Raw genomic sequence first — 15710 nt, forward strand, 5'->3', positions numbered from 1 at the left:
GCCCAAACGCGTCCCCGGCTGCCGAAAGTTGTCCACAGGCGCGGGCATTCGTCGTACAAATCCGGCGGCCGATGGGAAGGTATCGGCATCGAACCCTCTCGGAGCCGGGACTTCCCCGGGTGCAGCGGGTAACGTCGGGGCGTGCCCGCCGACCCACTGCACCGCGCCGGAAAGCCACAGCGCAGCACGACGAGCCAGCCGCCGAGCGGCTCGGGGGCGAGCTCGATCGAGGTCCGCAGGAGCGCCCGCCGACGCAGAACGGTCTCCGCGTACCGAGAGGGCGATCGCACCGTCGTGCTCATCCCCGCCCGGATGTCCGAGGCGGAGGAGCAGCGCTGGGTGAACGTCATGCTCGACAAGCTGGCCGCGCAGGAGAGCAAGCGGGCCCTCGGCGACGCCGAGCTGGCCGAGCGGGCCCGGCGCCTGTCGGACCAGTACTTCGGCGGGCGGGCCCGGCCCGCTTCGGTGCGCTGGGTGTCCAACCAGAACACGCGCTGGGGATCCTGCACCCCGTCCGAGGGCAGCATCCGCCTGTCGCACCGCCTCCAGGGCATGCCCGAGTACGTCGTCGACTACGTACTCGTCCACGAACTCGCCCATCTGCTCGTGCCCGGACACGGCCCCCGCTTCTGGGAGCTGCTGGAGGCCTATCCGCGGACGGAACGGGCCCGGGGCTACCTCGAAGGCGTGGTCGCGGCGGAGCGGCTGCCCCATGTGCCCGGTGCGCGGGGCGAGAGTCCCGCGGGCTGAGCGCGCGGCACGAGCGCCAGTGGTGAGCGCCCGGTGTGAGCGCCTGTGGTGAACGCCCGGTGTGAGTTCCGGGGTGAGTGACCGCTTTCCGCGCGAGAGCAGCCGATACGGCCGAGCGCGGGTTCTGTACCGGGTCTGTACCGACTTCGTCCGGTGTCCGAGTTTGCCATTAGCCTGGCGCGACGCAATCACGTTCTGGATGGGGGACGGTCGTTACGCATGGCCAGGGAATTCCAACGCGGCCACAAGGCCAGGATCAGTGACCTCACCGCGGGCACGGATCTGTACGTAGGCGTGCAGATCTCCGGCCCCGGACTGAGCTTCGACATCAGCTGCTTCGGCCTCGACGCCGACGAACGGCTCTCGGACGACCGGTACTTCGTCTTCTACAACCAGCCGAAGTCCCCCGAGGAGGCCCTTCAGCTCCTGGGTGCCCAGGCGGGCGACACGGAGTCCTTCCGCGTGACGCTCGACCGGATCCCGCCGCAGATCCAGAAACTGTCCTTCACGGCGACGATCGACGGCGCCGGGCAGATGTCACAGATCGCCCCCGGCTACATCCGCATCGTCGCGGGTGGCGAGGAAGTGGCCCGCTACCCCTTCACCGGCTCGGAGTTCTCCACCGAACGGGCCGTGATGCTCGGCGACTTCTACCTGAAGGACGTCTGGCGGTTCGCCGCCGTCGGACAGGGCTTCGACGGTGGTCTCGACGCGCTGCTGAAGAACTTCGGCGGCGAAGTGGCCGAGGAGGAGACGCCCGCGCCGCCCGCGCCCCCCGCGCAGCAGCCGCAGTCCGGCGCCGCCCCGGCCTTCGCGCCGCCCGCGTTCGGTGTCCCCGGCACTCCGGAACCCGCCCCGGCTCCCGCCCCCGCTTCGGCACCGGCAGCGCCCCCGGCCCCCGCACCCGCCCCCCAGCCCGCCGCGCAGGGCTTCGCGCCCCCGCCCGGCGCCACTCCGCCTCCGGCCCCGGCGCCCGCGCCCCAGGTGCACGCCGCCCCGACCATCGTCGCGCCCGTGAACACCCCGCCGGGCAGCTCCCCGGTGCCGCCCCCGGCCCCGGCGCCCGCGCCGTACGGCCAGCCGGGCCAGCAGCAGCCGCCGTACGGCCAGGTCCCCGGCCAGACGGCCCCGCCGCCCCCCGGCTACGGCCAGCCCCACGCACCGCAGGCACCTCAGGCCCCGGCCCCGCCGCCCGGCTACGGCCAGCCCACACCGCCCCCTGGCTACGGCCAGCAGCCGCCCTTCGGGCAGCAGACCGGGCAAGCCCCTTACGGAGCGCCCCAAGGAGCACCCCTAGGAGCGCCTCAAGGCGCTGCCCAGGGAGCTCCCCAGGGCCCCGGGGTCGCCGCCGCGCTCCAGCAGTTCAAGGAGACCCCCACCGGGCAGCGCTGGACGCAGCAGAACAAGAAGCTCGTCCGCGTCGACCTCGGCATCGGCGGGCAGCCCGTGCTGGCCCGGCAGGGCAGCATGGTGCTCTACCAGGGCAAGGTCGACTTCGGTTACAAGGGCGCCGGCTTCGCCGGCCGGATCGTGGGCAACGCGACCGGCCAGGAGATGCAGCTGATGCGCTGTACCGGCCAGGGACAGGTGTTCCTCGCCGAGGACTCCACGATGCTGCACCCCATCGAGCTCCAGGGCGACGGCATCTGCGTCTCCGCCGAGAACGTCCTCGCCTTCGACGAGGGCCTCCAGTACGAGGTGCGCCGCATCGAGGGACACGGCATCCCCGGTGGCGCGCTGTTCACGATGCAGTTCACGGGCAGCGGCACGATCGTCGTGAAGACCCACGGCACGCCCGTGGTCCTGCCGGTCACGCCCACCACGTTCGCCGACTGCAACGCGGTGGTCGCCTGGTCGGCCGCCGCCCAGGTCGTCGTCTCCAGCCAGGTGCGGATGCGCCGCAACGCCTACCCGGGTGACACCGGGGAGAGCGTGAACCTCCAGTTCCGGGGAGCGCCCGGGAACTTCATCGTCGTCCAGCCGTACGAGGTCTGAGGGAGCCCGTCATGACACAGCAGCTCGCGGGCCACGCCCCCGCGCCCGTCACCGCCCGCATGGAGAACCACGGCAACCACATGCTGAAGGTCGCCATGCAGACCGGGAACGACCTCCTCGCGCGCGTGGGGTCGATGGTCGCCTACGAAGGGTTCGTGCAGTACGAGCCCAACCCGCCGGCCGTGCGCCAGATCGCGAAGGACTGGATGACCGGCGAGGGCGCACCCCTGATGAAGTGCTCCGGCGACGGCCTGCTCTACCTCTCCGACTACGGGGCGAACGTCGTCGTCATCAACCTGGGCGGCGACGGCATCTCCGTCAACGCCACCAACCTGCTCGCCTTCGACGCCCACCTGACGTGGGGCGTCGAGCGGGTCAAGGGCCTGGCGAAGTTCGCCGGACAGGGCCTGTGGAACACCAGGATCTCCGGTCAGGGCTGGGTCGCGCTGACCTCCCGGGGCAAGCCCATCGTCGTCGACTGCGGAGGCGGCGAGGACGAGACGTACGTCGACCCCGACGCCCTGGTCGCCTGGTCCCCGAACCTCAAGGTGAAGGGCAAGCGCAGTTTCCGGGCGCAGTCGCTGATCGGCCGTGGCAGCGGCGAGGCCTACCAGATGGCCTTCTCCGGTCAGGGCATCGTCGTCGTCCAGCCCAGCGAGGACAGCACCGACCGCCTCCGGGCCCGGGGCTGAGGGGGAGCCAGAAAGCCATGCAGAGCCCGATTTTCGCCTACAACGAGCAGCAGGCCCAGGACCGCTGGAGTCTGCAGAACAAGCAGATGCTGCGCGTCGCCCTGGAGGGCCACGACGACATCCTGGCCCGCAAGGGCACCATGGTCGCCTACCAGGGACTCGTCGAGTTCGACGCCGAGTACCAGAGCAACGACCAGGCCCGCTCGCGTGCGCACACCGGTGAGGGACTCGACCTGATGCGCTGCCACGGGCAGGGCACGGTCTACCTCGCCAACCTCAAGCAGCACGTCCACGTCATGGAGGTGGAGCAGGACGGTCTCACGGTCGACAGCAGCTATGTGCTGGCGATGGACTCCTCCCTGCACCACGAGGTCATCGCCGTCGACAGCCTCTACGGCATCTCCGGTTCCGGGAAGTACCAGCTCAACATCACCGGCCGGGGCAAGGTCGCCCTGATGACCTCGGGCATGCCGCTGCTGCTGCAGGTGACGCCCGACAAGTACGTCAACTGCGACGCCGACGCGATCGTCGCCTGGTCGACGAGCCTGCGGGTGCAGATGCAGGCCCAGACGCACTCCTCCGGGGTGTGGCGGCGCCGCGGCAGCACCGGCGAGGGCTGGGAGCTGAGCTTCATGGGCACCGGCTTCGCGCTCGTCCAGCCCAGTGAACTGCTGCCGCCGCAGAACGCCCAGATCGGCTCGGGCCTCGCCGCGCAGTACGGCATGGGCCAGCAGGGAGCACGCGGGCAGAACCAGGGCAACGTCTGGAACTGATCGCTCCGGGGTTCGGCCGATTGGGGCCGGGGGGCGTGCGGTCTGGCTCAGTCCGCCGGCCGTCTGTGGCCGGTCGCGCAGTTCCCCGCGCCCCTGAGGGGGCGCAGCCCACCGTCAGTACCGAATGTAAGGGGCAGCCGCGCAGGCGGTCGCCCCTTACACATGCTCAGGCCGCGAGTCTCGCGCGCGTGGCCTCCAGCAGGCGTACGACCGACTCGTCGGCCACCTCCGCGACCTCGGCGTAGCCGAACCAGCGCACGTCGAGCGACTCGTCGCTGATCTCGTGCGTGGCGTCCGGCGGCGCCAGGGCCGCGTACTGGACGTCGAAGTGGCAGTGACACGGCGGCGGGATCGGGTGCCGGTCCAGGCGCACCGGGCCGCCCGGCAGCAGCGAGAGCCCAAAGACGCCGGACTCCTCCGTCGCCTCACGCAGGGCCACGGCCGCCAGGGACCTGTCGCCCGGCTCGCAGTGGCCGCCCATCTGGAGCCACTTCCGCAGCTTCCTGTGCAGGGTCAGCAGGACCCGGCCGGCCTCCGGGTCGATCACCAGGGCGCTCGCCGTGATGTGACCCGAGTGGCACGCCTTCCACAGGCCGTCCGGGTGCTCCGCCAGATGGTCGAGGTAGGCCTGGCGCAGGTCCGTCTGGTCCTCGTACCCCTTGAGCACGAGGACCGCGTCGTCGTACAGGCTCACCCGGCGTCGTTACCCTTGCCGTCGTCCTCGTCCTTGTCCTTGTCCTTCTTCCTGAGGTCGGGCTTGTCCGCCGCCTCGCCGAGCATCTTGTCCAGCTCGGAGAAGTCGATCTGCTCGCGGTGCACGAAGCCGTCCGGGTCGTCCAGGTCGGTGGCCGTCGGCAGCATGTCCGGGTGGTGCCACAGGGCGTCCCGGCCGTCCACACCGCGCGCGTCCGTGAGCGAGGCCCACAGGCGGGAGGCGTCACGCAGGCGGCGCGGGCGCAGCTCCAGACCGATCAGCGTGGCGAACGTCTGCTCGGCCGGGCCGCCCGAGGCGCGGCGGCGGCGCAGCGTCTCGCGCAGGGCGTCGGCGGACGACAGACGGGGCTTCGCGGCGGCGTGGACCACCGCGTCGACCCAGCCCTCCACGAGCGCCAGAGCCGTCTCCAGACGCGCCAGGGCTGCCTTCTGCTCGGGCGTGTCCTCGGGCTGGAACATGCCCTGCTGCAGGGCCTCCTGGAGCTGCTCGGGGTTCTGCGGGTCGAACTGGCCGACCACGTCCTCCAGCTTGGCCGTGTCGACCTTGATCCCGCGGGCGTAGCCGTCGACCGCGCCGAACAGATGCGAGCGCAGCCACGGCACGTGCGCGAAGAGCCGCTGGTGGGCGGCCTCGCGCAGGGCGAGATACAGCCGCACCTCCTCCTGCGGGACGCTCAGGTCCTTGCCGAACGTCTCGATGTTCACCGGCAGCAGCGCGGCCTTGCCGGCCGGGCCCAGCGGCAGGCCGATGTCGGACGAACCGACGACCTCGCCGGCGAGCACGCCGACGGCCTGCCCGATCTGCGTACCGAACATGGCGCCGCCCATCGAGCGCATCATGCCGATCAGCGGGCCGGCCATGGCCTGCATCTCCTCCGGCAGGACGTCGCCCATGGCGGTGCCGACGCGCTCGGCGACCGGGTCGACGAGCTCCTTCCAGGCGGGCAGGGTCGCCTCGACCCACTCGGCGCGGCTCCAGGCCACGGCCGAGCCGGCGCCGGACGGCAGGGACGTGGCGTCGTCGAGCCACAGGTCGGCGAGGCGGACGGCCTCCTCGACGGCCTTGCGCTCGGCGGGGCCGACGCTGGTGTCCTTGGTGCCGTCAGGGCTGCCCTGGGACACCGTCTGGCGGGCGATCTGCTTGGCCATGTCCCAGTTCACCGGGCCGCCCTCGTAGGAGAGCATCTGGCCCAGTTGCTGGAACGCGGCGCCCAGGTCGTTGGGATTCAGGGAGCCGAACATGGCTGCGAACGGATTGTCCGCACCGGGGCCGCCGGGGCCGCCGCCAAATCCTCCGGCTCCGGGCAGGCCGCCGAAACCGAACGGATTGGCCGGTCCCTGACCACCACCGCTCTGCTGGTCCTTCTTCTTGCCCTCGTCGCCGTCGTCCGGCTCCTCCGGCGGAAGGCCGAATCCGAATGGGGTGTCACTCACGGGATTCCTCGGCTGGTAGGGCCGCCGGTTCTTTCCGGCGGCACGGCTGCCCGACAACACCACCCAGCGTAGACACCTGGGGCGGATCGGGCCTCGGTGCTTCGCCGACTGACAGCCTGCGGCAGGATGGATGCCACCTGGTACGCACGCGTCGCTCGCGCTCGTACTGAAGACAACCGCTGGAGACGCCCGGTGAGTTCCCCAGATCCGCAGGTTCGCGCAGCGCGAAACCAGTCAACCAGTTCCGCGAGTCCCGCGGCACGCGGACCCGTCGTCGCGGTCACCGGTGCCGCGTACGGCGTCGGCGCCCTGCTCACCGAGCAGCTCGCCGCGTCCGACGAGGTCAAGCAGGTCGTGGCCATCGACGAGCGGCGCGGCGAGTGTGCCGCGGCGCAGTGGCACATCCTGGACGTCCGGGATCCGGCCATCGCGGAGAAGCTGCGGGGCGCCGACGTGGTGGTGCACCTGGCGCTGGATCTCGACCTGGAGACCGACGCCGCCGCCCGAACGGCCTACAACGTACGGGGGACACAGACCGTCCTGACGGCGGCCGCGGCGGCCGGAGTGCACCGGGTCGTGCTGTGCACCTCGGCGATGGTCTACGGGGCGCTGCCGGACAACGAGCTGCCGCTCTCCGAGGACGCGGAGCTGCGGGCCACGGCCGAGGCGACGGGCGTCGGCGACCTGCTGGAGATCGAGCGGCTGGCGCGGCGGGCGCCTCGGGCACACCCGGGGCTCAACGTCACCGTGGTGCGGCCGGCCATCCTGGTGGGAGGCACGGACACGGCGCTGACCAGGTACTTCGAGTCTCCTCGGCTGCTCGTCGTCGCCGGGTCGCGGCCCGCGTGGCAGTTCTGCCACGTCGAGGACCTGTGCGGCGCGCTGGAGTACGCCGTCCTGGAGAAGGTCGACGGGGAACTGACCGTCGGGTGCGACGGGTGGCTGGAGCAGGAGGAGGTCGAGGAGCTCAGCGGCATCCGGCGGATGGAGCTGCCGTCGGCGGTCGCGCTGGGTGCGGCGGCGCGCCTGCACCGCATCGGGCTCACGCCGTCTCCGGCCGGGGACCTGGCGTACACGATGTACCCCTGGGTGGTGAGCGGCAGCCGGTTGCACGATGCCGGGTGGCGGCCGCGGTACACCAACGAGGAGGTGCTGGCGGAGCTGCTGGAGGAGGTCTCCGGCCGGCACACGGTGGCCGGTCGGCGACTGGGCCGCAAGGACGCGACGGCCGCGGGTGCCGCGGGAGCGACGGTGGCACTGCTGGGCGCGGCCGCGGTGGTGCGGCGAGCGCGGAAGGCGCGGCGACGGATCTGACAGACGCCCCTGTAGGAGACTCCAAAGGCGCACGCGCGCGTGCCGGTCGATAGCTCTATTCCGCGCCGTCGGTCGCGTACGGCACGATGGAGGCATGGCATCCACGAGTGATCACCCGGGTGAGCAGGCCGCGCAGGATCCGATCAGACTGATCGGGATCCGGGAAACGGCCCTTTCCGTGGAGGAGGTGTTCCGGGCCGTCGGGGACGACGCGGCCGGCGGCACGGCGCTCTTCGTGGGCACCGTGCGCAACCACGACGGGGGTGCCGACGTGGCGGAGCTGGGGTACTCCTGCCACCCCAGTGCCGAGGCCGAGATGAGGCGGATCGCCGAGAAGGTCGTCGCCGAGTTCCCGGTGCGGGCGCTGGCGGCCGTGCACCGCGTGGGGGACCTCCGGGTCGGTGACCTCGCCGTGGTCGTCGCCGTCTCGTGTCCGCACAGGGGAGAGGCCTTCGAGGCCTGCCGGAAGCTGATCGACGACCTCAAGCACGAAGTGCCCATCTGGAAGCACCAGCAGTTCTCCGACGGCACCCAAGAATGGGTCGGCGCGTAGCGCCGTCGTTGAGGGATGGCGGTCGGGCGACGGGAGGGCGCCTGCTGAATCCGGGACGCAGCCTTCCGGTTGCGTAACCGGACCCCTGGCGTGAGCGTTGTCACTGCGGATGGTTAATCTGCTGATCAGTCAGTTGCGGACGCTCAATGGGGTTGGAGGTCGGCATGGCGGCGCTCGCCTGGTTGCTGATTCCGCTTGTGGCTGCGATCGGCGCGGGCCTCTGGGGCAGTTGGGCCAACCGGACCCGCAAGGTCCGTGGCGACGGCCCGGAACTCATCGGTTACGCCCGCTTCCGCGAGGCCATGGAGAAGCCCCGGCCGGGTAGCTGACGGCCAGGAAAACAGCAGGTCACAGGCGTTTGAGCCCACAGGGCCGCCCCGGACGGGCGGCCCTGACGGTGCGCTGACAGGACCGTCCCGTACTGTCGAGTCATGCCACGCCGCACTGCGACGATGCTCGCCTCCACCCTGATGCTGATCGCGCTCCTGTGCGCGGGAGTGTTCATCCCCGTGCCGTATTCGGAGATGTCCCCGGGGCCGACGGTGAACACGCTGGGCGATCACGGCGGCGAGCCGGTGCTCCAGATCTCGGGGCGGAAGACATATGCGACCAGTGGCCATCTGAACATGACGACGGTCCGGGTCACCAGCGCCGACTACCGGATGAACCTGGTGGAGGCCGTCTACGGCTGGCTCGCACATGACAACAAGGTGGTGCCGCGCGAGACGCTCTACCCGGACGGCAAGACCGAGGAGCAGTCCACGCAGGAGAACGCCGAGGAGTTCAGCCAGTCCCAGGAGAGCGCCAAGGTCGCCGCGCTGAAGGAACTCGACGTTCCGGTGAAGTCGTGGGTCATCGTCTCGACGGTCGTCAAGGGATCCCCGGCCGAGGGCAAGCTGCACGCCGGGGACGTGATCAAGGCCGTCGACGGTACGGCGGTCAAGGAGCCGGCCGACGTCGCGAAGCTCGTCACGAAGCACAAGCCGGGCCAGGACGTCCGCTTCACGATCGTGCCCGCCAAGGAGCAGGCCGCCGCGGAGAAGGAGAAGCGGACGCCGACGAAGACGCAGGACATCACCATCACCACGACGACCTCGGACGACACCGGCGAGAAGCGGGCCATCGTGGGGATCTCCGCGGGGACCGACCATACGTTCCCGTTCACCATCGACATCAAGCTGGCCGACGTCGGCGGGCCGAGCGCCGGTCTGATGTTCGCGCTCGGCATCTACGACAAGCTCACGCCGGGCAGCCTGACCGGGGGCAAGTTCGTGGCCGGTACGGGGACGATCGACGACGAGGGCAAGGTCGGTCCGATCGGCGGCATCGAGATGAAGACCGTGGGGGCGCGGGCCAAGGGCGCGCAGTACTTCCTGACGCCCGCGGACAACTGCGAGGCCGCCGCCAAGGACACCCCCGAGGGCCTCACCCTCATCAAGGTGAACACCATCGACGACGCCCTCGGCGCTCTCGAGGACCTCCGCAGCGGCGACACCGCCGATCTGCCGACGTGCGGTAAGTAGTCCGCCGGCCCGGGGACCGGCCCGGGCCGCGCGGCCGCCCGGCTACTCCTCGAACGTCGCCGCCAATGCCTCCGCCAGGCCCGGTACCAGGTCGGAGCCGGTGAGAACCTCAGTCGGGGAGTCCTTCTCGCGCAGGCGCAGGGCCGACTCGCGGGTGCCGTCCCGCAGGACCGCGACCGTCATACGGACCTCCTGGCGGTCCGGGTGGTCCGCCACCCACTTCGACAGCGCGGCTTCGTCCAGGCCCTGCGGAACCTGGGCCTCCGCGGACGGCGGCAGCATCAGGCGTTCCACGGCGAGGGCACAGCCGGCCACCGAGTCGGGCCAGGCGATGGTGGCGAGGAACTCGTCGAGCGGCTTGCCCGTTGGAACTTCGTCCTGCTCGATCGGGGTGAGGCCGGAGTTCTCCGACTCGTCGCCCAGACCGAGCCGGTCCGCGAGCGAGGGCTGTTCGGCCCGGAGCCGGGCGGTGTCGACGAGTGCGAAGAGGCGGGCGGGCTGGTCCCAGCCGAGGCCGGAGACGTACTCGTCGATCTCGAGCACGGCCCGGGTGAGCGGGCTCGCCGCCATGGGAGTGTTGGACATGGTCACAATCCTGCCTCGTTCCCGACCGGAATCGGGAACCGAGTAAACGGTGAGTAAGTTGCATAGGTGGGGGCCCACGATCACGGGGGCCGCAGACGGTCCGTGAAGACGCGGGCCTGACGAATCAACAGCGAACTTCGAGGTGCGCACCTTGGCTTTCCAGATGCCGGACCGCGGCGGAGGCCCTTCGGGGCCGCGGATCAGAGTGGGCCGCCCGTCCCGGCGTGTCCGGACCCTGCTCATGACACTGGGCGTCCTGGCCGTCCTCGGCATGGTGTTCACCATGTTCGCGGGCTTTTGGACGGACTGGCTCTGGTACCGGTCGGTGAACTACTCGTCGGTCTTCACCACCACCCTGTGGACCAAGATCGGGCTCTTCTTCGTCTTCGGTCTGCTCATGGCCCTCGCGGTCGGCTTCAACATCTGGCTGGCGCACCGGCTTCGGCCGCCGCTGAGCGCCATGTCGATGGAGCAGCAGAACCTCGACCGCTACCGGATGAGCATCGCGCCCTACAAGAAGTGGCTGCTGCTCGGGATCACGGCCCTGGTGGGCCTGATCGCCGGCGCCTCCGCGTCCGGCCAGTGGCGGACGTGGCTGATGTGGATCAACGGCGTGCCCTTCGGCCAGAAGGACCCCCAGTTCAAGCTGGACGTCGCCTTCTACGCCTTCGATCTGCCCTGGTACCGCTTCCTGCTCGGCTTCGGCTTCGCCGCCGCGATCCTGTCCGTGATCGCCGCCGCGCTCACGCACTACCTGTACGGCGGCCTGCGTGTCACCAGCCCCGGCGCCCGCGCCACGGCGGCGGCCACCGGGCACCTGTCGGTGCTCATCGGCATCTTCGTGGCCCTCAAGGCGGTCGCGTACTGGCTCGACCGGTACGGACTCGCGGTCAAGTCCAGCGACTTCAGGGCGACCGACAACTGGACGGGCCTGAGGTACGTCGACGCCAACGCATACTTGCCGGCCAAGACGATCCTGTTCTGCATCGCCGTCATCTGCGCGCTGCTGTTCTTCGCCACCATCTGGCGGCGCACCTGGCAGCTGCCCGTGATCGGCTTCGGCCTGATGGTGCTCTCCGCGATCCTCATCGGCGGCCTGTACCCGGCGATCGTGCAGAAGTTCCAGGTCCAGCCGAACGAGCAGGCCAAGGAAGCGCCGTACGTCGAGAAGAACCTCGAGGCGACGCGCAAGGCCTACGGCATCGACGGCACCAAGGTCACCGACTACACGGGCACGAGCAAGACCGAGGACAAGACCACGCTCCGCGATGACGTCGGCTCCACGGCGAGCATCCGGATCATGGACCCGAACATCGTCTCGCCGACGTTCCAGCAGCTCCAGCAGATCAGGAACTACTACGCGTTCCCGAACAACCTGGACGTCGACCGGTACTCCAAGGACGGCAAGGAGCAGGACACCGTCCTCGGCCTGCGTGAGATCAACCTCGCCGGCATCCCGAAGAAGAACTGGATCAACAACCACTTCCGTTACACCCACGGATACGGAGTGGTCGCCGCCGAGGGCACCAGCGCCGACGCGCAGGGACGCCCGGTCTTCACGGAGTCCGACCTGCCCTCCAAGGGCGACCTCGGCACGTACGAGCAGCGGGTCTACTACGGCGAGAAGACCACCACGTACTCGATCGTCGGCGGTCCCCAGAAGGAGATCGACTACTCCGACGACAACGGTGAGAAGACCACCAGCTACAAGGGCGACAGCGGGGTCAACCTCTCCAACCCGGTCAACCGGGCCGCGTACGCGGTGGCGTTCGGCGAACCGCAGATCCTGTACTCGGGCGCCATCGGCGAAGGTTCGAGGATCCTGTACAACCGCACGCCCAAGGAGCGCGTCGAGGCGGTCGCCCCCTGGCTGACCATCGACGGCGACGCCTACCCCGCGGTCGTGGACGGCCGTATCCAGTGGATCGTGGACGCGTACACGACGACGAACGGATATCCGTACTCCTCGCGTACGACCCTCGGTGACACGACGGCCGACTCGCTGACCGCCGCCAACAACAACCGCGCGGTGGTGGCCCAGCAGAACCAGGTCAACTACATCCGCAACTCGGTGAAGGCGACCGTCGACGCGTACACCGGCAAGGTCAAGCTCTACCAGTGGGACACCAAGGACCCGGTCCTGAAGACCTGGATGAAGGCCTTCCCGGACACGGTGGAGCCCAAGAGCGACATCTCCAAGTCGCTGATGGACCATCTGCGCTATCCCCAGGACCTGTTCAAGGTCCAGCGGGAGCTGCTCACGCGCTACCACGTGAGGGACGCGACGACGTTCCTCAGCGGCAGCGAGGTGTGGCAGGTGCCGGACGACCCGACGAACCGGTCGGGCAACGCGGTGCCGCCGTACTACCTGAGCATGAAGATGCCCGACCAGAAGTCCCAGTCGTTCTCGCTGACGACGACCTTCACGCCCAACGGCCGGGACAACCTCAGTGCCTTCATGGCGGTCGACGCCGAGGCGGGCACCAGTGACTACGGCAAGATCAGAATCCTGAAACTCCCGACGAACACGACGGTCAACGGGCCCCAGCAGGTCCAGAGCCAGTTCAACTCGCAAGAGGAGATCGCCGAGTCCATCAGGCTCCTGAGAGGCGGCGACTCCGAAGTCGAGTACGGCAACCTGCTGACGGTGCCGCTCGACGGCGGGCTGCTCTACGTGGAGCCGGTCTACGTACGCGGTGGTGGACTGAAGTACCCGCTGCTGCGGAAGGTGCTGGTCACCTACGGAGGCCAGACCGCCTTCGAGAACACGCTCGATGAGGCCCTCAACAAGATCTTCGGGACGGAGGGACAGGCCCCGGAGCCACCGGACGAGGGTGACACCACGACGCCACCGCCGACGTCCGACAACCCGACGGTCCAACAGGCCCTGGAGGACGCCCAGAAGGCGTTCGACGCGGGTCAGGAGGCCCTGAAGGGGAACGACTGGGAGGCGTACGGCCGGGCGCAGAAGGACCTCGAGGACGCTCTGCAGCGGGCCGAGGACGCGCAGGCCCAAGCCGGCCGCGGAGGTGCCGGGGGCGGCGAGAGCAAGCCCGGCGCCGGCCCGAGCGGCAGTCCGAGCCCGAAGCCGAGCAGTTAGGGCCTGGCCTGGTCAAACGCCCACCCCGCGCCGTGATACGGTTGTGAACACAACGGCGCGGGGTGGAGCAGCTCGGTAGCTCGCTGGGCTCATAACCCAGAGGTCGCAGGTTCAAATCCTGTCCCCGCTACTGAAAACGCGAAGTCCGAGTGACGGAGCGACCACGAAGGCCCGGATTCCATACAGGAATCCGGGCCTTCGTGATGTGTGAACGCATGTGCTGGTGCGGGCTGCGGCCGCGCCGCCGGGGGGAGTTGGGAAAACTGTGTTTGACTTGTCTCTCTGTGGGCATGTCGACAAAACGCTGTAGTGACCTCACTGGCTGCGGTATACCAGGTGTACCCAGGTTGCAGGTGGTGCGACGATGGACGTTATGGGGGACAAGGCAACTCTGTTCGAGACAGGGCGTTTTGTGCAGCCTTCCAACCGGGAGGACACCGACACCCCGGACGAGGCCGGGGAGATCGCCGACGAGGCGGCCGAGGAGCTGCGCCAGCGGCTCGCTGCGGAGGCCGGCGACGTCGAGGCGATGAGTGTCCTCGGGGCCATGCTGCTGCGCCGTGGCGATCTCGACGGTGCCGAACCCCACCTGCGTGCCGCCACCGCCGCGGGCGACCGGGCCGCCGCCAACAACCTGGGAGTCCTGCTCCACCAGCGGGGGTACGCCGACGAGGCCGCAGGCTGGTGGCGTATCGCCGCCGTCGCCGGATCCGCGGCGGCGGCGCACGCCCTCGGGCGGCACCACCGCGAGCGCGGCGACGAACCCGCCGCCGAGTACTGGCTGCGCCAGTCCGCGGAACAGGGACACACCCTGGGCGCGTACGCCCTCGCCGACCTGCTGGAGCACCGCGGCGACGCCGGGGCCGAGAAGTGGATGCGGGTGGCGGCCGAGCGCGGGCACCGGGAGGCGGCGTACCGCCTGGCCCGGGCGCTGGACCGGAAGGCGGCGTGGGAGGCCGACGGTGACGACGGTGTCCAGGTGCTGGACGAGGTCGAGCAGTGGTACCGGCAGGCCGCCGCGCGCGGCCACCGGCGCGCCGCGCTGCACCTCGGGACGATCCTGGAGAAGCGCGGCGAGCTCAAGGAGGCCGGACGCTGGTACCTGACGTCCGCCAAGGACGGCGAGGCGCGGGCCGCCTGCGCGCTCGGCTTCCTGCTGCGTGACGCGGGCGACACCGAGAACGCCGCCGTGTGGTGGCTGCGGGCCGCCCAGGACGGCGACGGCAACGCGGCGAACGCGCTGGGCGCGCTGCACGCCGAGCGGGGCGAGACCCAGACCGCCGAGCGCTGGTACCGGGCCGCGATGGACGCGGGCGACGTGAACGGCGCCTACAACCTCGGACTGCTCTGCGCCGAGCAGGGGCGCACGGCTCAGGCCGAGCAGTGGTACCGGCGCGCGGCCTACGCCGGGCACCGGGAGGCCGCGAACGCACTGGCGATCCTGCTGCTGCGGGGCGGGGACGAGACGGGCGCGGAGCCGTGGTTCTCCAAGGCCGCGGAGGCCGGGAGCGTGGACGCCGCCTTCAACCTGGGCATCCTGCATGCCGGCCGGGGCGAGGAGCAGGCCGCGCTGCGCTGGTACGAGCGGGCCGCGGCCGCCGGGCACACCGAGGCGGCGCTCCAGGTCGGCATGGCCCGGCTGCGGGACGGCGACGAACAGGAGGCCGAGCGGCATCTGCGGTGTGCGGCCGGGGGCGGCAGCGCCGAGGCCGCGTACCGGCTGGCGACCGTGCTCGACGCGCGCCGTCCGCCGGAGCCCGCGCACGAGCTCGGGGAGCCGGTGCACCGGCGAAGCGAGTGCGAGGAGTGGTACGAGAGAGCGGCCTCGCAGGGGCACCGGCGGGCGCAGGTGCGAGTGGGCATGCTCGCGGCGGCCCGGGGGGACGTCGTCGAGGCGGCTCGGTGGTACCGGGAGGCCGCCGAGGCCGGGTCCCGCAACGGCGCGTTCAATCTCGGGCTGCTGCTGGCCCGGGAGGGGAGTGAGCCCGAGGCGGCGGTGTGGTGGACGCGGGCGGCTGACGCCGGGCACGGGCGGGCGGCGTTGCGGCTGGCCCTGGTCTACGCGCGTCGGGGAGAGCTGGCGGAGGGGCAGCGGTGGGCCGATCGGGCGGTGGCGCTGGGGCCGGGGTCCGTGACGGAGCGGGCGACTCGGTTGCGGGATGCGCTCAGGCAGGAACTGTCGGCGTGAGGCCCGCTGCGCCCACCCGTGCCGCCCAAGCGGGCGACTGCCCGCAGCTGGGTAAGCGATTTGCATCCGTCCTGCGCCTTGACGTAACG

Annotated in this window: 12 protein-coding genes, 1 tRNA gene and 1 pseudogene; 11 read left to right on the forward strand and 3 right to left on the reverse strand. The window is 70.5% G+C overall.

Annotated features, from left to right (window positions below):
- Positions 1–141: 141 nt before the first annotated feature.
- From ACIBNA_RS27085 to ACIBNA_RS27100, 4 genes are all read left to right on the forward strand, one after another.
- Positions 142–750: a M48 family metallopeptidase gene (locus tag ACIBNA_RS27085; RefSeq protein WP_399167754.1), complete on the forward strand. Its 609-nt coding sequence runs from the start codon at positions 142–144 to the stop codon at positions 748–750.
- A 219-nt stretch (positions 751–969) separates the two neighbouring features.
- Positions 970–2745: a TerD family protein gene (locus tag ACIBNA_RS27090; protein ID WP_399167756.1), complete on the forward strand. Its 1776-nt coding sequence runs from the start codon at positions 970–972 to the stop codon at positions 2743–2745.
- 11 nt (positions 2746–2756) lie between these two features.
- On the forward strand, positions 2757–3437 hold the full coding sequence (locus ACIBNA_RS27095) for an AIM24 family protein (protein WP_399167758.1): 681 nt from the start codon (positions 2757–2759) through the stop codon (positions 3435–3437).
- Positions 3438–3454: 17 nt separating this feature from the next.
- Positions 3455–4210, forward strand: coding sequence for an AIM24 family protein (locus tag ACIBNA_RS27100; RefSeq protein WP_399167760.1), 756 nt, complete (start codon positions 3455–3457; stop codon positions 4208–4210).
- Positions 4211–4376: 166 nt separating this feature from the next.
- Here ACIBNA_RS27100 and ACIBNA_RS27105 read toward each other — a convergent pair whose 3' ends face one another.
- Positions 4377–4904 (reverse strand): NUDIX hydrolase, encoded by a 528-nt coding sequence (locus ACIBNA_RS27105; protein WP_399167762.1) that lies wholly within the window; start codon positions 4902–4904, stop codon positions 4377–4379.
- The gene (locus tag ACIBNA_RS27110) at positions 4901–6358 is read right to left on the reverse strand and encodes a zinc-dependent metalloprotease (RefSeq protein ID WP_399167764.1); all 1458 of its coding nucleotides are present in this window, start codon (positions 6356–6358) and stop codon (positions 4901–4903) included. The genes ACIBNA_RS27105 and ACIBNA_RS27110 overlap by 4 nt, the downstream gene beginning before the upstream one ends.
- A gap of 192 nt (positions 6359–6550) precedes the next feature.
- Here ACIBNA_RS27110 and ACIBNA_RS27115 point away from each other — a divergent pair, with 192 nt between their 5' ends.
- From ACIBNA_RS27115 to ACIBNA_RS27130, 4 genes are all read left to right on the forward strand, one after another.
- Positions 6551–7672 carry an SDR family oxidoreductase gene (locus ACIBNA_RS27115; protein WP_399167766.1) on the forward strand — a complete coding sequence of 374 codons (1122 nt, stop codon included), beginning with the start codon at positions 6551–6553 and terminating at the stop codon, positions 7670–7672.
- Positions 7673–7766: 94 nt separating this feature from the next.
- Positions 7767–8225, forward strand: a complete 459-nt coding sequence (locus ACIBNA_RS27120; RefSeq protein WP_399167768.1) for a molybdenum cofactor biosynthesis protein MoaE — start codon at positions 7767–7769, stop codon at positions 8223–8225.
- A gap of 164 nt (positions 8226–8389) precedes the next feature.
- Positions 8390–8554, forward strand: a complete 165-nt coding sequence (locus tag ACIBNA_RS27125) for a hypothetical protein (RefSeq protein WP_190049437.1) — start codon at positions 8390–8392, stop codon at positions 8552–8554.
- Positions 8555–8656: 102 nt separating this feature from the next.
- Entirely contained in the window at positions 8657–9748 is a 1092-nt protein-coding gene (locus ACIBNA_RS27130; RefSeq protein ID WP_399167770.1) for a PDZ domain-containing protein, read from the forward strand.
- Between the two features lie 42 nt (positions 9749–9790).
- Here ACIBNA_RS27130 and ACIBNA_RS27135 read toward each other — a convergent pair whose 3' ends face one another.
- A complete protein-coding gene (locus ACIBNA_RS27135) occupies positions 9791–10333 on the reverse strand; it encodes a PPA1309 family protein (protein ID WP_274819313.1) in 543 nt (180 codons plus the stop codon).
- A 163-nt stretch (positions 10334–10496) separates the two neighbouring features.
- Here ACIBNA_RS27135 and ACIBNA_RS27140 point away from each other — a divergent pair.
- From ACIBNA_RS27140 to ACIBNA_RS27150, 3 genes and pseudogenes are all read left to right on the forward strand, one after another.
- Positions 10497–13512: pseudogene (locus ACIBNA_RS27140) on the forward strand (UPF0182 family protein).
- Positions 13490–13563, forward strand: a tRNA-Met gene (locus ACIBNA_RS27145). The pseudogene ACIBNA_RS27140 and the gene ACIBNA_RS27145 overlap by 23 nt, the downstream one beginning before the upstream one ends.
- A gap of 234 nt (positions 13564–13797) precedes the next feature.
- Positions 13798–15621 carry a tetratricopeptide repeat protein gene (locus ACIBNA_RS27150; protein WP_399167772.1) on the forward strand — a complete coding sequence of 608 codons (1824 nt, stop codon included), beginning with the start codon at positions 13798–13800 and terminating at the stop codon, positions 15619–15621.
- Positions 15622–15710 lie beyond the last annotated feature (89 nt).

The organism is Streptomyces sp. NPDC050164 (genome assembly GCF_044459945.1).
In the GTDB taxonomy this organism is placed as follows: domain Bacteria; phylum Actinomycetota; class Actinomycetes; order Streptomycetales; family Streptomycetaceae; genus Streptomyces; species Streptomyces coeruleorubidus_A.